Source organism: Moorena sp. SIO3I6 (genome assembly GCF_010672095.1).
In genome coordinates, this window is record NZ_JAAHHU010000052.1 from 11,359 (window position 1) to 33,114 (window position 21,756).

Here is a 21,756-nt window from a genome sequence, read left to right on the forward strand (position 1 = left end):
TTCTGAATTCTCTCTCCTGAATTCTCTCTCCTTACCTCCTTACTCCTTACCTCCTTACTCCTTACCTCCTTACTCCTTACCTCCTAAATTCTGTATTCTCTCTCCTCACCTCCTGTCTCCTTACCTCCTAAATTCTGTATTCTGTCTCCTTACCTCCTGAATTCTGTCTCCTAACTCCTAATTTCCTCTAACATTTGATGATGTAGTTAAGGGCGTAAAAAGGTGGTCGATTTTCATGACGTTGATCACCACCTTTAGTTGCCATAGCTTTAGAATACCTCAAGTTTGGCTCACTTCCAGAACCATCGTTGGAATCAGTGTAGTCTCCTTTAGTATAGTAACCATTATGCATTAAAAGCCGGTTGAAAACATTATCAGGAGAGTGATCATGCTTTGGCATGTGTTTAACTTCTAAGAGAACTGTTTCTTCTCCTCCTGTCGCATTCAGAGTGTAATGGTCGCCAGCACCAGTGATAAATCGATTCTGAAGATTTGGCAAATTCTCTTTTCCCAGAACCTCATGCAATTCTGGATAGTCACTCTGCTTAAAAGATTCACCATTACACATCAACCATCCTTCTGGGGCTGAACTTCCAGCATAAGGGACAACTGTTCCCACAGGAATTACATATCCAGTTTTATCTTTAATTCGTCCAGTAACTTTTACATTGCCGTCAGCGCACAAACTCATCACCGTCATATCGGCATCGGTACCATAATGGTTGTGGTCGTCCGGGTGCCCAGAAAGGGCAATATCGAGTTGAGTCCTTCCGCCTTCTTCCGTTTCAAAAGCCCCTACTCTGAAAGCTACTGTGTTAGAGTTCTTAACCCCCGTAACTGCAATTCGCCGCAACTTTAACATTTCTTCAGTTTCAATCTCGGGTGTTGCTGGTAAACCGGCGATTTCTAGTTTAAAGTTACTATCCAAACGCATGTATCTAGAATTATCATCTTGGTTGTAAAACACGACAGGATAATTTTCGCCGGTTTTACCTAGATCAGAACGGAATCTTAGAAGACCTGTATTTTGAATTTCACCGCCATCGAGAGTGATGCCATCTTGAACATTGAGCAAACCGTCTAATTCTTTTCTCGTTCCCATACGCACTTTCGTATCAACAACTAGAGGTGCTTTTTCAATTTGACAGACAAATTGCCCATCCTTATATCCTGGAACATACTGATAACTTAAATAGAGGTTAGCCTCTCCTGTGGGATGGGAGGTAATAATATTATCCAAGTTGATTAACATGGTTTTTCTTGCCGCCAATACCACATCAGCACTTTGGGGAATAAAAGTCCACTGCAAAGCTTGAACAACTCCCTCTACTTCAATGGTTTCGATATCGCCATTTTGTTGCCATTGGTCTCCCGCAATGGAGATGGTAATATTGTTAACTTGGTCTCGTGTTCCTAAGGCCCAGGGTACATCCGCTGCTGTTCCCACTTCTAAAGTTACTACCAACTGAGAGCAAAGATTAATATCTGCATCATAGTGGAAGATAATATCAGGAGCTGCTGAAGTGGGAAGGTTGGTATTAGTCAGGCGCAGTTGTAAACTGCTAGCTTCATCATAGGTATTGAGAACCTTGTTACAATTCACAAAACCAACATAAAGAGGGATGTTTGATTTTCCGCTTGATTGAACCATGGTTAATTCCAGAGTAATGTTTTCATCGTAATCACCGCCTTCAGGGATTTTCGCCGGGCTCATTACCTCAATACCTCCCTGGTCAAATTCCCAACTAATTGTCACATCAGCGGAGGTTATTTTATCAAAAGATTGAGCCGCAACTCCGGTTAAAATAACCTTCATCGTGTCTTGGTCAGACAGCCAAGTTTCTGTCCCTGTCCAGAGTAGGTAAATACTGACTCCATCTGCATTGGAAACAAAGCTAATTGACCAATCTGCGCTCTCCACAGCGATCGCACTAGGATCGGCTAAGATGCCAGGTAAAAAAGCCAACTTAAAATGGTAATTGTCCCCATCGGCTTGACTTACCCCGCCCATAGGACGAATAGCGATAGTTTTGTCTGAGAGGATATTGCTGATCTCGATATCCAGTGGGGGAACATCCTCCGGTTCCCCAATAACTAATACCAGACATTGTTGATCATCATCCTCCGTTTCTTGATAACACCAGGTAAACCCAAAGGGCATTTCGCTCATAATTTTATTTCCTGTTGTGAATGGTTATTTTTAGGAGGTAAGGAGGTTAGGAGGTAAGGAGTTAGGAGGTTAGGAGGTAAGGAGTTTGGAGTTAGGAGTTTGGAGTTAGGAGTTTGGAGTTTAGGAGTTTGGAGTTGGGAGTTGGGAGTTAGGAGTTAGGAGTTTAGGAGTTAGGAGTTGAGGAGTTGGGAGTTTGGAGTTGAGGAGTTGAGGAGTCAGGAGTTTGGAGGTGGGAGTTACCAAAGATTATAGTTCGCCACATGTAGTCAGGAAAGAATTATTTTTATTCTTTATTCTTTCTTCTGTTTTCTATCTCCTGTCTCCTGTCTCCTTACTTTTTACCTCCTTACTTTTTACCTCCTAACTTTTTACCTCCCTCCTAACTCCTAACCTCCTAACTCCTTACCTCCTAACTTTTTACCTCCTAAATTCTTTCTTCTGTCTCCTTACCTCCTAACTCCTAACTCCTAACCTCCTAACTCCTAACCTCCTAAATTCTGTATTCTGTCTCCTTACTTTTTACCTCCTTACCTCCTGTCTCCTTACCTCCTGTCTCCTTACCTCCTGTCTCCTTACCTCCTTACCTCCTAACTCCTTACCTCCTAACTCCTTACCTCCTTCCCTCCTTCCCTCCTATCTCCTATTCCTTTGCTCAATTTTGTAGGAATAAGAATTTAGTAGCTTACCTACTTCGTCTAAGTGCTGCATCAGTTTAGTGCTGTCACCATAATTAAGGTCTTTTGCCAAAATTAAGTAGTATCGGCATTCTTCCAATGAACTTTGGGCTATATTCAAAAACCGCAGCTTATCAGGCAGAGTTTTTCTTCTAAAGCCCTCAGCTATATTTGCTGGAACAGAAACAGAAGCTCGTCTCAACTGAGAAGTTAATCCATAGGTTTCAGAGTTAGGAAAACTTTGACTAAAAGGGTAAATCAACAAAACGAATTCATGGGCTTTGCGCCAGACAATCAAATCTTGAAAACTTTTAGCTGGTTGATTTGTCATTCTTCCCTCCTAACTTAAACAGGAGGTAAGGAGGTAAGGAGTTAGGAGGTAAGGAGGTAAGGAGTTAGGAGTTAGGAGGTAGGAGGTTAGGAGTTAGGAGTTAGGAGTTAGGAGTTAGGAGTTTAGGAGTTAGGAGGTAAGGAGATAAGGAGATAAGGAGATAAGGAGATAAGGAGTTAGGATATTAGGAGTTGAGGAGTCGGGATTTACTAAATCCCCTACCTTAGTCTACTACATTTAGTCAGGAAAGATTCAGTTTTATTCTGTCTCTTTACCTCCTAACTCCTTACCTCCTAAATTCTGTATTCTATCTCCTAAACTCTGTATTCTATCTCCTTACCTCCTGTCTCCTTACCTCCTGTCTCCTTACCTCCTTACCTCCTTACCTCCTTACCTCCTTACCTCCTAAAACTCCTTACCTCCTTACCTCCTTACCTCCTTACCTCCTTACCTCCTAACTAACCTGCGGTGCAAAGATAAAACTATCCGAAACAGCAGGATCGATACTGACTTTGCTAGTGTCAAAGCCTAATGCTGTTAAAAGGTCATCCCGTTGGGAATTACTCTCCACAGTTTCGTTAATGCGATCGCGTTTTTCCTCTTCCGTTGTTAAGCTGGCATCGGGGATAAATGCTGCGATGGTTTCCCAAATGTAAGAATTATCGATGGGTAAAGTGTCATAGAGTAAATGTTCAACGCCGATTACATCGGTTTCTCCAGGTTTGGGCTGTTCGGCAGGAACAATCTGGAAACTAAAGAACACATCTTCGATAAATGGGTCATCATTAGGTTCCGGGGGAACAATGTGTTCTGAAGAAATAGGATCACCCCAAGCAGCAACGGGTGCATATTTGGTGATGGGTATAAACTTGAATTTCCCTTTAGCACCCTCTTCGTCACCATTCCTGGTAATAGTAACATTGTGGACGGTGGTTAATTCATCTTTCTTAATTCCCATGGAATTAATTCCAAATGCCATCTGTGTACCCACAGATTGGTCAGCACCCCAAGTTTGTACCTGTTTCGCAGGAATAATACTATCGGTGGTCAATTCCAAGTCTTTAGGATTAATCACCCAGATTTCTGCGCCGTCTGTTTCGCGGATGATCTGCTTGCTTAAACCATCAACCACTGCAATGCTGCACACTTCATCATCAGGGGGCAAGAAAGCTCCCCTAAACTCATCCCAGTCAATGGGATTGGGATATTGAGACGTTTGATCCCCAATCTTGATGGTGACGGTAATAATGATAATTCTGATCTTGAATTTACAACCGAAGTCTGGACCCCAAAAACGAACATTGACCCCCAGACCCACGGCAAGGGCACCAATCCCCGCCCGCACAAAGAAGTGCCAGGAAACATCATAATGGTAGGGTTTCCAACTGATTAAGAAATCAATCCCCGCATCAAACTCAGCCCACAGAGCCCCCGCCCTAAAGGCAATGGCAAAAAGTCCACCCACCATTACTCCATAGCCACACAGAGCAAAATAGACCTGGGCGGTGGTAAAGGCATTATCGTCAATCTGCCAACTGTAGCCTAAGCGAGGTACATCAGGATAACGATCCGCAGCATAAAAACGGGGATGGTAGCCCCCTTGGGTAATGACAAAATCCCCTGCCCGATCTCCAGCAAACCACAGCCCGAAAGCATAACCCCCTGTTAAATGACACTCTCGGCTAAACACATAGGAACTAGGGGTTAGTTGTCCCCGCACCATGAGCACCCCTTCACTAGGAGCAAATCTTGATTCCATCACCATTTCTGCCACGGCAATTGGTTCAAACGGACCAGTTATGGTGGTAGGCAGCATTAAAGTGACAATGGCAATGAAATCGATCTCAAACCCACTGGAATCCAGGGCAATGTTCAACAGTCCAAAGCCATCCATGATCTTAAAGCAGGTGAATTTAATCCCTGCTGCCCCAAACCAAGCCCCAACTTCCGGAGGCATATAGTTAGACAAAATCAGCAACTCATCAGCCAGAACCTGGGCACTCTCAGCAGGATCCGGTGCTTTTTGATCATGAACTGCCTCATCCACGAAAGGAAAGGCTACTAGTTCATCCAAGGTGGGAACAATTAGTCGGTAGTTATAACCAAATCCCCCTGATATGCCGGTAACGAAGAAGAAAGGTGGTCCTCCCAAGGGATAGTTGAGTGCTAGGTAGAGAAAGAGACCAAAATTGTCGCTGTCAGTAAATTTAGCAAAAGCCCCAATGGAAGATAGGGAGAGACATTTTTTGCCCCCCTTACCAATTTTCAAGCCAATAACGGCTGTTCCTAAAAATCCATCGTAGTTGCTGTCCTCAACTAGTAGGAAAGTGCCACCTATTTCTAGTCCACTGGTGATTACTTCTAAGCCAAAACCATCCAGGTTAAACGAAGGAGAAAACTCCATTAAAGGAGAACCTATGGACAACCCATTAAGGGTCATTACCATACGGGATACCTCTACAACCAATTGAGGCGTTAGGTTGATTTTTTGATTTTTATAGGTGAGTCCTACTTTCTCGAAATGCAGGGGGCCAAAGGATTTTTGTACTGTTAACCAAACACCATTTTCGGTGATAGTAACGGGAAGTTCTTCGTCATTGGAGCTGACATTGGAACTGGAAGCAGCAAGTACTTGCACATCGCTAGTTGGGACTAAACTACTACTCGGTTTCGCAGGAGGAGGAGTAGTAGTCTTAGGACGGGATAAGGGGGTTAACCAAGCTTTGGCATAGGGACCAATTTCAAAGTGAGCGCCAATAGAAGCACCCCGTTTCAGGACATTTGTGCTGTTGCAGGGGGGTTTTATTCTTAGAGGTACTCCTATTTCTTCGAGGAAATAGTTAACTTGCATTAGCTGTTTGCGAGAGAATTCTTGTAGTGCCACTAAAAATTCAAAGGCAAACTCACTGTCGATTAGTTCAGGAGGTAATACTTCGCAAACTAAGGGAATCTCGTTGAATCTGACGACACCATTGAAACCAATACTAAAGAGCATTGAGCGTTTCTTAGCAACTGCGGTGTTGGAATTACCAGCATTATTTGGGTTAGCAGGGCAATCAATCACCATCACGATGCTGCTGTTCACCTTGAAATAACTCAATAACTCCAGGGGAATTAAATCACTGAGTCCGAAGGAAATTGTACGAATTAGGTCTTGGAGGGCAATCTCTAGACTTTTGTCAGCAGCGAGACTTGCCGTAATAATGGATGAGGTCTGGGATTGACCTGGATACTTTTTATTTTGGAAGAATAAGGTAAATCTTAGGACGAGGGTACCATCGTCATATTGTGCGATATATTCTGTCTCGCCATCATCAGAGGTTGTAGGAGTATAGGTAACTGAATCATCTAGAGGAATGTCAATTGTCCCACCATAGAGCCCGTCTTGTTCAGTATTTGGCGCATCCTCAACCTGAATTAGGATATTGGCATTTACTGCATTTACATTTTGGGGTTCTTCTGAGGTATCGGAAACCTCATCATCCGGTGCGACATTAATCGTTGCTGACCAAACAAATTGATGGAAAAAAGTTCCATCTATATCGACATAGTAGTACTCTATTGTACCAAGGTTAAATTCATTGGCAATGGTTGCTAAAACAACATCATTAGTTAGGGTAATACCAAGTTCGCTACTTAAAAAACCTCTGAAACTACTAACATCAACGATAGTACTTAATGTCTCTAGTGCAGCTTGACCTAATGCTCCCATTATTTCGACTCCTTAGAATTGATGGTTGAAAAATATGATTTGTATCAGAATTTAGGAGGTTAGGAGGTTAGGAGGTTAGGAGGTTAGGAGATAAGAAGACAGAATTTAGGAGGTTAGGAGATAAGAAGACAGGAGATAGAATACAATTGAATCTTTTCTGACTACATGTAGTATAGTGAGGACTTTGGTCACTTCTACCTCCTGACTCCTGACTCCTGACTCCTTACCTCCTAACTCCTTACCTCCTTACCTCCTTACCTCCTGTCTCCTAACCTCCTGACTCCTTACCTCCTAACTCCTAACTCCTTACCTCCTAACTCCTAACTACTCCTCCTGTGCTCGACTCAGTTGCAACCAACCCTCATACAGTTGTTGGGGTTCAGAAAACGTTGCTGTCGGGTTAACCCCTTCAATTTCCGTGGTTTCTGACCACTCCTCACCACTTAGGGATACCCAAGACCACACAGCATTAGCTTGTTGGGGGACAGGAATTGCTAAACCACTGCTAGCATCAAAGGCTGGGGGATCGAGTTGCTCGCCATCGTGGATGTCAATTGTCATATCAGTTTGGCGATCGCATAACATTGGGGTAGCCAGGAAATTCACCTCCATTGACTGTAATGCGGTCGTGTAGTTTTCCGACGGTAAGGTCAATTCTCGGTTGGGTAAGAAACCACAGGTAGCATGAATTGTGCCCCGAGGATCGATTAACATGGTCACTCCTTGGGGTGGTGCATCCACGGTTTGCTCGAAATACACCAACCCTTCTGCTTCCGTTTGAATCAAACTGTCATTTGCTAAGTTACTTTGGGGTGCATAGAAAATATTTCCTTCATAGTCATAATCCCCATCAGTGCCCACGGGGGTTTCTCGCCAATAACCCACTAACCCATCGTTGAGTTGTTGATAATCCCCTAAACGAATAGGAACTTTAACTTCGGTATACCCGTAGGTGGGTACTTCTTGGTCAGCGCTCTCAATTTTCACCGTAGGATCGCACACAGGTAACCCTTTAACCTCTAAGCTAAAGGTGGCACGTACCACAGCCATGGGTCGTCCAATTAATAATGCCAGAGTGCTATGGAGGGCAAACCCTTCGGGATCGATGGTGGCTAGGGAATTGTCTAAGGTAGAAAGAAACTGTTGTTGAAAACTTTGTCCTTGATTGAGGAGATAGTCTACCAGCTTGCGCAGATGAGGATTAGAGATGCTGGCGACATCAGGAATACCAAAGCCTCCAGGGGCAGGCCTCCAATTACCAGCTCGATCTAAGGAACCCAAAGTTTTTCCTTGCTGGTCATAAATACTCAAGGTGCTGTCGAGATTATTGGGGACAATCCAACCACAAACGGGATTTCGGGCTGGCTTGGTAGTCATTTCAATCTCACTGGGAGCATCGGCTGCTAACCAGTGGAAGTTGAGACGGGCATTTTGGGCGAAACGAGGTGCCAATAAAAATTGATAGTCAACGTTATCAGGGGGAGTCATCCGGCTACTAGTTACCAAATCCGCTTGTCCTGCATCTGGGTCAATGACGGTAAAATGTCGTCCATAACTATCCACTAACCACAATTGATCGATGGTCATTCCTCCACTGCGGATCGGGTTGAAAATGTCTCCTGAGAGGAATTCGTATTGAATGCTGCTATCGCCTAAAGTCCAACGCACCTGATCCGTTACCAATTTTGCTGTGTTATTGGTAGTGAGGGGATCGTCCACTTCTAGTGACAGAGTGGGTTGGGAGAGCATGATGGTGTCGTTAAACCCACCGATAGTTTGGGCTTGACAGTCTAAATCTTCCATCTGTTCATAAGCCCACAAGGCTACGTAAATGGTATCTTGGGCTTTTTGCTCTTCGGTCATTCCTTGTACATCGTCCGTACCCTCATACCAGGATTTAACCGCCTCAAAATTTTCACTCAGGTAGTCTGGGGTTTGCTCGTCTTCGGGAATATTATTTTGATAGTAGTAAGTGGGCAAAAGTTGTGCGTTTAAATAACTAGTCAGTTGTCCGCTTAACTCTTCTCCCGCCGACGGGGTTAAAATGCTGAACCCCTTATAACTATTACCATCTGGGGTAAAACTGCTTTCCTTGCCAGGTTTCAGTTGGAGGTCGATGGCATTGGGTTCTAAGCTATAGTTATCCAGGATTTGATTGGGTTGATAATCTTGAACCACTCCCCCCGTCATCTCACGACTAGGATAGTTCAAGACATTCCACTGGAAAGCAAAGGGATTCCAAGGTTGCTGACTCCAGGTATTAAAGTTAATGGAGTCTTCTCCTGATGAGGGTTTAAGGCTATCAATTTTTGCTAAAAGCCCATCCACATCATTGGTAATGTTAGTAACATCAAAATCTATCGGGTAGCATTCTAAGAAACCATCCTCCCGCAACCGTCCATCTTGTCCAAAACGATTGGAAGCTTTGGCTGCGTCTCCGGTCAAGAGGACAAAGGGATCGCTAGGACGCCAGTAATTGTCACTAGGAACTTGGCAGAGGCGGTATTGGGTGGTGGAAGTTGTGTAGTTTGCGATCGCACTTCCTAAGTTACGAATAGCACCAACCAGGTTATAAGCGATTTGAGAGGCTGTAGGGGGAATATAGATGGTAAAAATCCCCCCTTCTACGTTAACGGGATAGGTTTGTCCTCCATCCTCAATATTCCAAGCCCTTCCTTCATAGAAGTTTGCTTCTCCTTGATTAGTTATGCTAACAGTTGGATTATCAGATAGTTCAATCCCACAGTTTCTAAATTCTGGCTTGATATAATCAGAAAAATTGCTATAACTTCCCTCAACGGCCTGATCTATCGCAGCTATGTAATCATTGAAGTAGCTACTTAACCTCGATACAACTTCAAAGGGCAAGGTTTTCGCTGTCACTGTGGTGCTGGTTCCCTGTCCAGAAAATTCTATTTCTCCCGCAGTAGCCATGGCTGTTCGCAAAGGCACCAGGCTGTAATCATTGACATCTCCGTAGAAGTTGGGATCGTCCCTCATGTAAAGGTACCATTGGCTATATAACCGACGCTGCAAGGATTCTATGTCTAGCTGAGCCTGATTATATTGCTCTTGGATGATGTTCAGTTCATTCAGTGATTGGGCTAAATCATCTGGTAAGGTTAAGTCATTCTGTGAAGAAGTATCCGTAGTGTCTGACTCATTCTTGGAAACCTGGGGCATAATTGACCACAGATAGCCATTTTTCTCCGTACCAAACCCCACTTCATGTCTTCCTGCTCGGAATTTGGCATACATATCGAGCTTGTTAAACTCTAACCTTTCTAATATTTGCAGGGCTTCTAACTGTTCTTCAACGATTTTGCCAATGGTATTGTTAGAGTTGCCACCAATAGTCTGATCCTTATTGGGATAGGAATTTGCTAAGTAAGCAGCCAGGGCTTCGGCGGGAGAATCTCCCACGGCTAGGTTAGGTTGGGATAAATCTGCGGAACCACCATTCCCACTGAAGGTAATGCGAGAATGATAGATAGTCTGGGGTGGTATGGCTGCTCCTGACTCAATCGTCCAACTAAATTCTTCTTGTAGAAGTGCCAGTAATTCTTCGGAGTCAGTAACCCCACTATTTTCTTCTAAAAACTTTTGGATACAATCCTGTCCACCATCGCTGTACCAACCCACCACATCATACTGTAAACCTGACCCAGGAGTCTCCGTGGGGTAATCGGGGTCGTGGAAGCCAAAAACGCTATAGGAATTAGGATAAAATGCAGCAAAGGTGACTTTAACATGATCCAATACGGGTACATTGGCATTGGTGCCCACGGCAGTTAAAGCTGCAGCATACTCTTTACTAGCATCATCCGAATCCCATTCTCCCAGTTCCCAACTTTTACCCATATAGCGGTAACGTTGATATTGATAAGTGCTGGCATCATCAGGATCTGTATCCACTACATCCGGTGGGTCAATGAGAATATTAATCGCCTTTGGTGGTGGGCTATTATCCTCTACTGGACGCTCAGGATAGAGATAGTCACTTTCGAGCACCCACTGTTTATCTCCCTTGTCTCCTCCTTGGCGGATAATCAGCCAACGATTGGGAACTTGAGGGAAAGTAGTGAAGGTATTATGGGTTCCAGTAGTGAGGGCATCGGGTATAGACCAATGGAGATGGATACCCGCTTCCAGAGTCAATTGGTGGTTAAATAAGGGGGCGAGAGCCTGTTCACTGAGGTTTGCTTGTCCAGAACCATGGGTTTCCCCTTGATATTTATAGGGTAGTAGGCTGTAGTCTGCCATGGTATCAAGGACTTCCTGGTCGTTTGCCAGACACAGAGCATCAAGATTAATGGGAACAAGTAGAGTGTTGCTCATGGGTAGTTATTTACACACGATTTGCAGTTTACTATTTTTTTGTGACAAAAAAAAATAGGTGTTTTTGCTGGGGGAGTGACATGCAATCTGAAATCCTTACTGGGGAATAATTTCAGCTTATAAGTTAAAAAAAAATAATTTTTTTTTTGACCTTAAATTGAACATAGTTATAAGGCTTTGAGCTTGCCATTAAATGAATCGATGGTGAATTTTGGACTGTATCTTCCATGATATCATTGGCATCAAAGCCTTATATAAATACTCGGACAAAAAGAAACGTTAATGTATAAATTTTTGTAAATAAAAGTCAGAATTATAATTAATCTTTTTTTTAGTTTTGGGTTCAGCCAATTGTGAGATGATAAGAAAATTGTTTTGATCATGGGATTAATGTCATCTCTTTCTTTAATAGTCTTTACTCCTAACTCTTTGGAGGAGGTAAGGAGGTAAGGAGACAGGAGGTAAGGAGATAGGAGGTAAGGAGTTAGGAGTTAGGAGTTAGGAGTTAGGAGTTAGGAGTTAGGAGTTAGGAGGGAGGAGGGAGGAGTTATAAGTTATAAGTTATAAGTTATAAGTTATAAGTTATAAGTTATAAGTTAAAAATGATTGTACCAGTAGTTAGTCATAAGTCGCCAAATTGAATTAAAAAATATTATGTTTTCTAATTCAATTTTTCTCTATACTGTTTGATGCATAAGTTAAAAATGATTGTACCAGTAGTTAGAAGTCGCCAAATTGAATTAAAAAATATTCTGTCTCCTAACTCCTAACTCCTAACTCCTACCTCCTAACTCCTAACTCCTACCTCCTAACTCCTAACTCCTACCTCCTAACTCCTAACTCCTAACTCCCACCTCCTAACTCCTAACTCCTAACTCCTACCTCCTAACTCCTAACTCCTAACTCCTAACTCCTAACTCCTAACTCCTAACTCCTACCTCCTAACTCCTAACTCCTACCTCCTAACTCCTAACTCCTAACTCCTAACTCCTACCTCCTAACTCCTAACTCCTAACTCCCACCTCCTAACTCCTAACTCCTAACTCCTACCTCCTAACTCCTATCTCCTAACTCCCACCTCCTAACTCCTAACTCCTAACTCCTAACTCCTACCTCCTAACTCCTATCTCCTATCTCCTAATTTTTTAATTGTAAATAATTATGACAATTAAAAAATTATCTCGATTTTTTTGATTTTCCACTTGACAACAATACTAGCCAATGTTTATAATATAATCATTGGAAAAAGAGCCGCGCTTCTTGCTTGACCCGGCACAAGCGCGGCTCTTTCCCAAACCACAGTTTAGGTAACTCTATAATATGGCAAAAAAACGATTTGTTCATCATCCCATCAATTATCACGAAGGGATGGAGCGTCTTGAACAGCTTGGACAACAGAGGGAGCCAAGGGAGGAAAATATCTATCCCTATCCCATCACGGAACGAGAGCAAATCCTAATCCTACTGTACAGTTACTGCCAATTGGGCATGACACCGCAACGGTTTTACCAGAAGTGGGACCTGACTCGCGAAGATATGGCTTTGATCTGCTCCTGTTCCGTTCAAACCGTTAATGGCTGGTTTTCCACTAGTCGTCGCTGTTATCCTCCCACTGCTGGTCACTTGCGCCATCTAGCGATTATGGATTTTTTGTTGGAGGATTTTGAGACTATTCCGAAGGAGTTATTGGAGCGATTGTGCTTGAAGGAGGAGAGAATGTAGAATGTAGAATGGAGAATTAAGAATGTAGAATGTAGAATGGAGAATTAAGAATTAAGAATGGAGAATGGAGAATGGAGAATTAAGAATTAAGAATGGAGAATTAAGAATGGTGAAGTCAGAAGGCAGAAGGCAGAAGGCCGGGCGTTGCTTAATAATGGAATAATTTTATGAATTTTGTGGAACGGGCATCTTGCTTCTGATATTTTCACCCCAGGCAGGATGCCCACCCCACTCATATTCATTCCTTGATTCAGCAACGCCGAAGTCAGAATTCCCAATTCTAAATTCTAAATTCTAAATTCTACATTCTACATTCTACATTCTACATTCTAAATTCTTCATTCTTAATTCTTAATTCTCAAGATAGAGGCTCGTTAAAATCATCACTGATCCATCCTTGTCCTTCTAGCAAGCCTGAAATCCGAGGAGCCTGAGATTGACTGGGCTCAGATTTAACATACTTGAGAGCCAGAAACTCGACAAAATCAAACACCATGCGTTGTTGCTGTGGTGGTAATGCCTGCAAGCTTCTGAGAAAATCTTTAGGTAAACCTATCGTCTGGTAATTCATCACTATCCTTTCATCAAACACTAATAGCTGCTGACTTGATAGAAGGCGTTGCTGAATAATGGAATGATTTTAAGAGTTTTGTGGAATGGGCATCTTGCGTGGAACTGGCATCTTGGTAGAACTGGCATCTTGCCAGTTTCCTCCTTATTTTCGAGCGGGCAGGATGCCCACTCTACTCATATTCATTCAAAGATTCAGCAATGCTTGGATAGAACTTATCCAATCTTATCTATTCTTAAGCACAATGTCTTGATGCAGCGCAGTCATGGGTAATTGCTATGTTAAAATATCATTCCAATAGCTGGTAAGTGAGGAGTGTAGCTATTGCAACAACTATTACGTATCTCTAGAGTAATTGATAGCTTCAATGAGAGAATCGGTCGCTTAACCTACTGGATTTTGCCACTGATGATCCTGATTGGTGTGTGGAATGTAGTTGGTCGCTACTTGGGACGTTTTATAGGAGAAAATTTGAGTTCTAATGGGTTTATCGAAACTCAATGGTACTTGTTTGACTTAGTATTCCTGTTGGGGGCGGCTTACACTCTCAAGCATAATGGCCATGTGCGAGTGGATGTTTTTTATAAGAGTTTGAAGCCAAAGGCTCAAGCGATCGCTAATTTAATTGGGACATTATTGTTCTTAATTCCCTTCTGCATCATGGTAATTTATTTTTCTTGGGGAGCAATTGTTAATTCCTGGACGATTCAAGAAATGTCCCCAGATCCAGGAGGGTTACCCCGTTATCCAATTAAATCCATGATTATTGTCAGCTTTGGGTTGCTGATTCTTCAAGGAATCTCAGAAGCGATCAAAAACTGGGCAATTTTTGCCGGATATTTGGCACCCCAGGAGGAGGACTAAAACCATGGGTTATGACTGGTTAGGTCCAGCCATGTTTGGCGGTGCCTTGGTATTACTTTCGCTTGGCTACCCGGTGGCTTTCTCCCTAGGTGGGGTGGCAATTTTGTTTGCCATCATAGGAGTGAGTTTGGGTATCTTTGACCCGATTTTCCTGACCGCTATGCCCCAGCGGATTTTCGGTATCATGGCCAACTACACTCTCCTAGCCGTGCCCTACTTTATTTTTATGGGTTCCATGCTAGAAAAATCTGGCATTGCTGAGCAGCTGTTGGAAACCATGGGAATTCTGTTTGGACGGCTGCGAGGGGGATTGGCCTTAGCGGTGGTGATTGTGGGTGCGTTGCTGGCGGCATCTACTGGAGTCGTTGCCGCAACAGTAGTGGCAATGGGACTGATTTCCCTCCCAATTATGTTGCGCTACGGTTATAACAAGGAACTAGCCACTGGGGTAATCGTAGCATCGGGGACATTAGGACAGATTATCCCCCCGAGTGTAGTCCTGGTGGTATTAGCAGATCAGTTAGGAATATCCGTAGGAGACCTGTTTATCGGTTCCGTGATTCCTGGTTTAATGATGGCTGGGGCGTTTGCCATTCATGTGATCATCGTAGCATGGCTCAAACCAGACGCAGCACCAGCCCTACCACTAGAAGTCCGAGATATCAGTGGAAAAGCGTTGGGAAAGCGGGTAATCCAATCAATGATACCGCCGTTATTGTTAATTCTGCTAGTATTGGGCAGTATATTTTTTGGCATTGCCACTCCAACAGAAGCAGGGGCTGTGGGTTGCCTCGGCGCAATGGTATTGGCTGGTGTGAATGGTCAGTTGAATTTGCCATCCCTGCGACAGAGCTCTGATGCGACGATGCGGATTACCAGCATGGTGATTTTTATATTGCTGGGTTCAACAGCATTTAGTTTAGTGTTTCGTGGCTTGAATGGCGATCGCGTCATGGAAGCGATGCTGTTAAACCTTCCCGGCGGTTACATTGGCTTCCTAGTAGTCAGTATGTTAACTATTTTCCTACTAGGCTTCTTTATTGACTTTTTTGAGATTGCCTTTATTGTAGTACCGCTGTTTGCTCCAGTCGCCCAACAGCTTAACCTTGACTTGGTCTGGTACGGGGTAATTATCGGAGCGAATCTCCAAGCCTCATTTCTGACACCACCCTTTGGCTTTGCTCTGTTTTATTTACGGGGTGTTGCCCCACCAGAGGTGAAAACCATGGAAATTTACCGAGGTGCGATTCCCTTTATTCTGTTGCAACTGCTGGTGCTAGTGTTGATTATTGCCTTTCCTGGTATAGTCAGTTTCTTGCCCTCTTTGAGTACTTGATTTGAAAATCTAGGTTAATGGGAGTCGGGAGTGGAACAGGCATCTTGCCTGTTACAATTCCCAGTCGGGAGTCGGGAGTCGGGAGTGGAACAGGCATCTTGCCTGTTACAATTCCCAGTCGGGAGTAGTTGATGTAGGGTGGGCAGTGCAGCAGACAGATAATGAAGCTTGCAAAGTTGGTAGGCACTGCCCACCCTACGATTAATGACTCTGGTGGTAGTCGGTAGTAATATTGACTAATGTAAAGGAAAATTAACTTAATTTAAACCGATACTGTGAAATCCAATCTATCACTGCCCCATCACAACACCTTAAAAGCGTCCCAGTTACCGACTATAGTCACAGATAGCCTCACGGTTTTGTGGGGGGACTGGCTAAAGTTACGGGTGCGAGCCACCCAAGTCGTTGCTAGTGGGCTAATCTCCCCAGTGATCTACATATTGGCATTTGGTCTCGGCCTAGGGAGTACCTTAGATCGGACAATGACTCCCCCAGTTGGTGAATCCTATTTAGAATTTATTCTGCCAGGAATGGTGGCGCTGTCGTCTATGACCATTAGCTTTGCTGGCACTACCTTTTCCATTTGCGGTGATCGGCTATACACCAAAACCTTTGAGGAAACCTTGTTGATGCCAGTTCATCCCTTAGCCTTGCATGTGGGCAAAATGATGGCGGGGATTTTGCGGGGATTAATGACATCTGCTTCAGTTATTTTGGTAGCAGTGCTGTTTACTGGGAAAGTATGGAGTTTTCTCAATCCCTTATTTTTCTTGTTGCTAGTGCTTAATTGTGCTGTGTTTGCCGGTTTAGGGGTGATAGTGGGATTGAATGTCAAATCCCTGGAAATGGTTGGTCTTTTCAACAACTTCTTAATTGTTCCAATGTCCTTCCTAGGTGGGACGTTTTTTGACCCAGGGACCTTACCTACAGCCCTAAAAGTGATTGTCTATCTATTGCCTCTAAGTTATACCAGCACTGGACTCCGGGCTGCTGCTTACTTACCCCTGTCTGAGTTTCCCTGGTATGCGATACCGATTCTGCTGGGGTTTGCGATCGCACTTTCTCTATTTGGTGCTCACCAATTTGCTCACCAGCAAGACTAATTAGGCATACTTACACCCTTACCTAGGTATTAGGCTTTGCTGAATAATGGGATGAGTGTAATGGCAATGTGACCGTAAAGGCTGTACCAACTCCCACTTCACTCTCTACACAAATCTCACCACCGTGGAGGTTAACACATTTTTTGACAATTGCTAATCCTAGTCCGGTACCAGAGATAATACCAACATTACTACTGCGCTGGAAAGCCTCAAATAACCGTTCTTGGTCTTCTGGGGGGATGCCAATGCCAGAATCTTGGATCCGGAACATCGTACTATCATCACTCATGATCAGATCAAATTGGATATCACCCCCATCCGGTGAATACTTAATCCCATTGGAGAGCAAATTAGACAGAATTTGCCGCAATAGTTTTTCATCTAGATCAGCTTTGCAAAACCAACCCTGATTACTACAGCAGGAAGTTTCCTTTGAATTATCTATACAGTTAAAGTTAATAGTAAACCCAGTCTTAGCTGTTAGTTTAAATTCTTCCACAATTTCCTTACATAAGGCTACCACATCTATAGGTAATGGTTTGAATTCCAATTTTCCTGCCTCAGCTTTACTGAATAGCAGTACATCACTCACTAACTTAGTCAGATGTTGAACCGTCGTTTGAATCCGCTGAAAATAACGTCGCTTTTTTTCGGAAGACCATTTATGACTGTAATGTTCTAATAATTCTGCCGAAGAGAGGATTGTGGCCAGTGGGGTGCGATATTCATGAGAAACGACTGAAACAATCCGAGATTTGAGGTCATTGAGTTCTTTTTCTTTATTCAACGCCTGACGAAGTTCTTCTTCCAAGGACTTCCGATTTGAAATTTCCTCTTGCAGGTACTGATTTTTTTGCCTTAATTCATCGGTTTGTTCTGCAACGCGATGTTCTAATTCTTCATTGAGTCGTTGCAATTGCTCCTCACTTTGTCGAAGCTGCTTCATAGTATTGGCTCGCTCAATAGCGTAGCGAATTGTGCGCATCAGCAATTCACTATCAATTTTGCCCTTGACTAAATAATCTTGTGCTCCTTTTCGTAATGCTTCTAGGGCAGTAACTCTATCATTAAGACCCGTTAACACCACAATGGGTAAATCCGGTACTACCTCGTGGGTTTTTGTTACCGTAATCAATCCCTGTTTATCCGGTAACGATAGGTCTAACAAGACTATATCAAAATGATGTTTACTGAGGGAATCAATAGCATCTTGTAACTTTTCTACCTGCACCAGTGACCACTGAATCTCTTGAGCATCAGTTAAAATGATTTGGAGAAGATCCGCATCAGCTGGGTTATCTTCTACTAGCAGTATTTTCAGGGAATTGGTGTCCATATTTATTGATATAATGGCAGTCTAACAAGGTCTAACCAAAATTCTTCAATCCGCTTCACCATCGACATAAAACTTTCCCAATCTATGGGTTTACAAATGTAGCAGTTAGCTTTTAGTCTGTAAGTATTGATAATATCTTGCTGAGAGTCAGATGTGGTTAATATAATAATTGGGATTGTACTTATCTGGGGGTCTTCCTTGATTTCTTGGAGAACCTCGCGACCATCTTTTTTTGGTAAATTAAGATCCAGAACAATTAAAGCTGGACGTGGGGCTTCCTGATATTTTCCCTGCTTACGGAGAAATGCGATCGCTTTAGCTCCATCATCAACCCAGTGAAACTTACTGGATAGCTTGCTATCACATAATGCCTCTAAAATGAGTTCGGCATCACTCGACGAATCTTCTACCAGCAGAATATCAATTGGTTGAGTATTTGTCATAATGTTCATGATGCCAGTTCCTGAAATTTCTAGATAATGTTTAACTCATGATGATGCTGTGGTATTGAGAAGTAAAATTTTGTGCCTACTCCTAGCTCTGACTCTACCCAAATTTTTCCGCCATGACGCTCTACAATCTTCTTACAAACTGCTAGACCAATGCCTGTGCCGGGATACTCACGGCGGGTATGCAAGCGCTGGAAAATAGTAAAGATGCGCTCAAAGTACTCAGGCTCAATACCAATACCATTATCACGAACTGAAAAGATCCATTCCTTACCCTTCAGTTCCGCTGAAATATGGACTCTGGGTAGCTCTTGGCTGCGAAACTTAATAGCATTACCGATGAGATTTTGCAGAAGTTGACTCAGTTGTATATCATCCCCCATAACTACAGGTAAGGAGTCATGGGTAACTATGACATCGCTCTCGATAATCGCCACATTTAAATTGTCTAAAACCCGATTCAGTACTACCTCGCAGTCAGTAGCTGCTAATTCTTTACCATGGGTTCCCACCCGAGAAAAACTCAGCAGATCCTGGATTAACTGCTGCATGTTAGTAGCGCCATCTACGATGTAATGAATATACTTATCCGCTTGAGCATCCAGGTTACTCTGGTATTTTTTAGCTAAGAGTTGGGTGTAGCTACTAATCGCTCGCAGTGGTTCTTGTAAATCATGGGAAGCCACGTAAGCAAACTGTTCTAACTCACGGTTAGATCGGGATAAATCTTGATTAAGTCGTTTGAGGGCCTCTTGAGCTTCCTTACGCTCTGTAATCACCTCAGTACTCATAATGATACCGCTAATCTTCCCACTAATGTCAACCCAAGGACGGATTTCCCACTTGAGCCACTGTTGTTCACCATTAGCGCGAATAAACAAATCTTCTTCACACTCTGCTGAATAACCCTCTAAGCACCGTTGGTGTATTTTCTTCCAACCCTCAGGAGTTTCTGGAAATACGTCGTAGTAGCTTTTGCCAATGATGTTGTCATCATATATGTTGTACTCTGAGTACCAGTGGCGACTAACAAACTGGTACCTCATCTGCTGATCGAACATGGCAATAGCTGCGGGTACATATTCCAAAAATCGGTTGAGCAGCTCCAGGTTGTTGCCTAATTCGGACTCAACCTGGCGGCGCTCCCTGATTTCAGCTGTTAAGACTTCATTGGCTTCTGCTAGTTGCTTTGTCCGTTCTAATACTCGTTGTTCTAACTCTTCATAGGCTTGGCTGAGGACATCATCCTCTAGCTTGCGCTTCGTGATATCCTCTACCACGGACACCACTCCGATGATGGTGCCATCAGATTCAATTAAGGGAGCATTGTGCCACTGGCAAAATATACTACTGCCATCTTGTGGATGGTAGTTTTCCGTAATGCAGTTGCTACACTGAAAATTCAAACAGTCTTGCAGAACTCGCTGGAACTGCTCTACGGAAGATTGCGGCTTCATCAATTCATGGGCACGATGCCCAAAGGCTTCCATCTTCTTATAGCCAAAAATTTTTTCGGCTACATGGTTCCACTGCATCACTTCACCATCCAGGCTCCACTCAATGAAACCAAGGGGAGTTTGCTCTACCAGGAGGGACAAGGTTTGTTGGGATCTCAGTAGTTCTTCTAGGGTTTGCTTACGTTCAGCAATTTCCTTTTCCAGAGCTGTGTTAGTCGCTTCCAGTGCAGCTCTACTGGAGAATGCTAAGACTTTTGGCATCAATACTACTAGTGCGATAGCGCTAGACAGAGAAAGTATGGCACTAGTGCCTTTGACTAAACCAGAGAGCCAATAATCTGGATGCCAAATTGTCCAGACCTCCAGCAAGTGACTGGTGCCACAGCACAAAACCAAGGCACTCAATAGTAAGAAAATCTTCAGTAATGGCAGATCTTGGTTTTGAGACCAAAAATAGATCAGCAACAGCAGAATAGAGTAATAGGATAGGGCAATTAGCAAGTCCGATCCAGCATGAAGTCCAACTAATTCAGGCTTCCAGACATAGCAATGCTCGTGGGATATATAATGACCAGAGAACATGTATTGTAAGGTTTTGAGCATATGCCGTTGGTCAATTGGGCAACAATTTCCAGCAGCACCGATGGTAACAGCAATGGTCAGATTAACCAGCTTGGTTTCGTACCAAGTAGCAGATCTCCCACTTATCCGTTGGAGTTAATTCCCTTTTGAAGTGGAACTGGGTATCAAGAAGGTAATCACCTCCCACGACACTAAGACACACTTAGTTCTTATATTGTTAACCTTTTGACCACCCACTGTAAATCTGTGAAATTACGGAATTTAAAATTGCCCCACAACAAGTCTTTGCCCAGAGAACTTTAAATCCCAATTTGGGACTTAGGTAGCTCGATTTATCTTTCTATCCAAAGATTGCAGCATCACCTGCCAGCATACCTGGCTGAAATAGAGAGTGATGTTCATAATACCCAATAACCGAGTGGCATCTTCTAGCATGGCTCTGGTTCCTTGTCCTGACAAATGGGACGAGTCTACCAAACCAGATATTACAAATAAAATTGCCGCAATCATCAGCAGTATATATGGTGTAGCTCGAATTATCCTCCAAAAAGCTAATCCATACAGGATGGCACCTATGCCATACATAAAATACACCGGCGCTTTGGAAATCCCTTGATTTACTAGTATTAAATTAATCCTGAAAACATCATCAATTAATAATATTCCAATGCCAATTGCAGAGGAAAAAATAAATCGATTTATTTTTTGATTAGGCTGGATTTTGTTCAGCAATAACCAGCACCATAAACAAATGGTTACTACTACGCACCACATTAATTCAGAGACAGCTGATAACGTGCCGATGTAGGGGCGATTGATAAGAAAAGGATCATCAAAAAGTCCTACGACTATATAACCCCTGTCCTGAATCTTGACATAAATACTTAAAATTAAAAATAGTATAATAATTAAGCTGTTATACCAAAGAATATAATGATCGTGGCGCAGCTGCTTGAGAAGGATTTTCAGCATCGAGGTGAAACAGGTAAATAAGCAATTGTTTGTTGGGCTATATACTTAAGCTAACACAGGAGCTCATGGTAATCGGTCATTGGTGGGTAGTAGTGAGGTAAAATTACTGATTACTAATTACCCATTAAGGTAAATCTAA

15 protein-coding genes are annotated in these 21,756 nt (G+C 43.1%); 5 read left to right on the plus strand and 10 right to left on the minus strand.

The annotated features are described in order from the left end of the window. Nucleotides 1–187: 187 nt before the first annotated feature. The 4 genes from F6K49_RS16760 to F6K49_RS16775 form a co-directional block, all read right to left on the minus strand. Nucleotides 188–2,170 carry a tail fiber protein gene (locus tag F6K49_RS16760; RefSeq protein ID WP_293026403.1) on the minus strand — a complete coding sequence of 661 codons (1,983 nt, stop codon included), beginning with the start codon at nt 2,168–2,170 and terminating at the stop codon, nt 188–190. Between the two features lie 633 nt (nt 2,171–2,803). Next, a complete protein-coding gene (locus F6K49_RS16765; RefSeq protein ID WP_293026405.1) occupies nt 2,804–3,175 on the minus strand; it encodes a four helix bundle protein in 372 nt (123 codons plus the stop codon). A 454-nt stretch (nt 3,176–3,629) separates the two neighbouring features. Further along, nucleotides 3,630–6,887, minus strand: coding sequence for a DUF6603 domain-containing protein (locus F6K49_RS16770; RefSeq protein WP_293098431.1), 3,258 nt, complete (start codon nt 6,885–6,887; stop codon nt 3,630–3,632). 324 nt (nt 6,888–7,211) lie between these two features. After that, nucleotides 7,212–11,225: a hypothetical protein gene (locus tag F6K49_RS16775; protein WP_293098434.1), complete on the minus strand. Its 4,014-nt coding sequence runs from the start codon at nt 11,223–11,225 to the stop codon at nt 7,212–7,214. A gap of 1,320 nt (nt 11,226–12,545) precedes the next feature. Here F6K49_RS16775 and F6K49_RS16780 point away from each other — a divergent pair. Further along, entirely contained in the window at nt 12,546–12,947 is a 402-nt protein-coding gene (locus tag F6K49_RS16780; RefSeq protein WP_293098437.1) for a hypothetical protein, read from the plus strand. Nucleotides 12,948–13,305: 358 nt separating this feature from the next. On the opposite strand, the gene F6K49_RS16785 is transcribed toward F6K49_RS16780, so the two are convergent. Next, complete coding sequence (locus F6K49_RS16785; RefSeq protein ID WP_293069387.1) at nt 13,306–13,518, minus strand: DUF2281 domain-containing protein; 213 nt, start codon at nt 13,516–13,518, stop codon at nt 13,306–13,308. Between the two features lie 85 nt (nt 13,519–13,603). Between F6K49_RS16785 and F6K49_RS16790 the strand changes: the two genes are divergently transcribed. From F6K49_RS16790 to F6K49_RS16800, 3 genes are all read left to right on the plus strand, one after another. Continuing rightward, nucleotides 13,604–13,771 carry a hypothetical protein gene (locus tag F6K49_RS16790; RefSeq protein ID WP_293069389.1) on the plus strand — a complete coding sequence of 56 codons (168 nt, stop codon included), beginning with the start codon at nt 13,604–13,606 and terminating at the stop codon, nt 13,769–13,771. A 71-nt stretch (nt 13,772–13,842) separates the two neighbouring features. Then, a complete protein-coding gene (locus F6K49_RS16795) occupies nt 13,843–14,382 on the plus strand; it encodes a TRAP transporter small permease subunit (protein ID WP_293069391.1) in 540 nt (179 codons plus the stop codon). 4 nt (nt 14,383–14,386) lie between these two features. Further along, complete coding sequence (locus F6K49_RS16800) at nt 14,387–15,718, plus strand: TRAP transporter large permease subunit (protein ID WP_293069393.1); 1,332 nt, start codon at nt 14,387–14,389, stop codon at nt 15,716–15,718. A gap of 14 nt (nt 15,719–15,732) precedes the next feature. Here F6K49_RS16800 and F6K49_RS16805 read toward each other — a convergent pair whose 3' ends face one another. Beyond that, nucleotides 15,733–15,912 carry a hypothetical protein gene (locus F6K49_RS16805; RefSeq protein WP_293069395.1) on the minus strand — a complete coding sequence of 60 codons (180 nt, stop codon included), beginning with the start codon at nt 15,910–15,912 and terminating at the stop codon, nt 15,733–15,735. Between the two features lie 81 nt (nt 15,913–15,993). On the opposite strand from F6K49_RS16805, the gene F6K49_RS16810 reads away from it, so the two are divergent. Next, nucleotides 15,994–16,821 carry an ABC transporter permease gene (locus F6K49_RS16810; RefSeq protein WP_293098442.1) on the plus strand — a complete coding sequence of 276 codons (828 nt, stop codon included), beginning with the start codon at nt 15,994–15,996 and terminating at the stop codon, nt 16,819–16,821. Between the two features lie 22 nt (nt 16,822–16,843). Here F6K49_RS16810 and F6K49_RS16815 read toward each other — a convergent pair whose 3' ends face one another. The 4 genes from F6K49_RS16815 to F6K49_RS16830 form a co-directional block, all read right to left on the minus strand. Continuing rightward, nucleotides 16,844–18,157, minus strand: a complete 1,314-nt coding sequence (locus F6K49_RS16815) for an ATP-binding protein (RefSeq protein WP_293098445.1) — start codon at nt 18,155–18,157, stop codon at nt 16,844–16,846. A gap of 2 nt (nt 18,158–18,159) precedes the next feature. Continuing rightward, a complete protein-coding gene (locus F6K49_RS16820) occupies nt 18,160–18,609 on the minus strand; it encodes a response regulator (RefSeq protein WP_293019839.1) in 450 nt (149 codons plus the stop codon). A 20-nt stretch (nt 18,610–18,629) separates the two neighbouring features. Next, nucleotides 18,630–20,666, minus strand: coding sequence for a PAS domain S-box protein (locus F6K49_RS16825; protein ID WP_293082668.1), 2,037 nt, complete (start codon nt 20,664–20,666; stop codon nt 18,630–18,632). A 297-nt stretch (nt 20,667–20,963) separates the two neighbouring features. Continuing rightward, a complete protein-coding gene (locus F6K49_RS16830) occupies nt 20,964–21,617 on the minus strand; it encodes a hypothetical protein (RefSeq protein ID WP_293069400.1) in 654 nt (217 codons plus the stop codon). Nucleotides 21,618–21,756 lie beyond the last annotated feature (139 nt).

What these genes read in the sequence shown, in the direction of transcription:
- F6K49_RS16760 (WP_293026403.1), bottom strand. Translation starts at nt 2,170, where the DNA reads ATGAGCGAAATGCCCTTTGGGTTTACCTGGTGTTATCAAGAAACGGAG.
- F6K49_RS16765 (WP_293026405.1), bottom strand. Translation starts at nt 3,175, where the DNA reads ATGACAAATCAACCAGCTAAAAGTTTTCAAGATTTGATTGTCTGGCGC.
- F6K49_RS16770 (WP_293098431.1), bottom strand. Translation starts at nt 6,887, where the DNA reads ATGGGAGCATTAGGTCAAGCTGCACTAGAGACATTAAGTACTATCGTT.
- F6K49_RS16775 (WP_293098434.1), bottom strand. Translation starts at nt 11,225, where the DNA reads ATGAGCAACACTCTACTTGTTCCCATTAATCTTGATGCTCTGTGTCTG.
- F6K49_RS16780 (WP_293098437.1), top strand. Translation starts at nt 12,546, where the DNA reads ATGGCAAAAAAACGATTTGTTCATCATCCCATCAATTATCACGAAGGG.
- F6K49_RS16785 (WP_293069387.1), bottom strand. Translation starts at nt 13,518, where the DNA reads ATGAATTACCAGACGATAGGTTTACCTAAAGATTTTCTCAGAAGCTTG.
- F6K49_RS16790 (WP_293069389.1), top strand. Translation starts at nt 13,604, where the DNA reads ATGGGCATCTTGCGTGGAACTGGCATCTTGGTAGAACTGGCATCTTGC.
- F6K49_RS16800 (WP_293069393.1), top strand. Translation starts at nt 14,387, where the DNA reads ATGGGTTATGACTGGTTAGGTCCAGCCATGTTTGGCGGTGCCTTGGTA.
- F6K49_RS16815 (WP_293098445.1), bottom strand. Translation starts at nt 18,157, where the DNA reads ATGGACACCAATTCCCTGAAAATACTGCTAGTAGAAGATAACCCAGCT.
- F6K49_RS16820 (WP_293019839.1), bottom strand. Translation starts at nt 18,609, where the DNA reads ATGAACATTATGACAAATACTCAACCAATTGATATTCTGCTGGTAGAA.
- F6K49_RS16825 (WP_293082668.1), bottom strand. Translation starts at nt 20,666, where the DNA reads ATGCTCAAAACCTTACAATACATGTTCTCTGGTCATTATATATCCCAC.
- F6K49_RS16830 (WP_293069400.1), bottom strand. Translation starts at nt 21,617, where the DNA reads ATGCTGAAAATCCTTCTCAAGCAGCTGCGCCACGATCATTATATTCTT.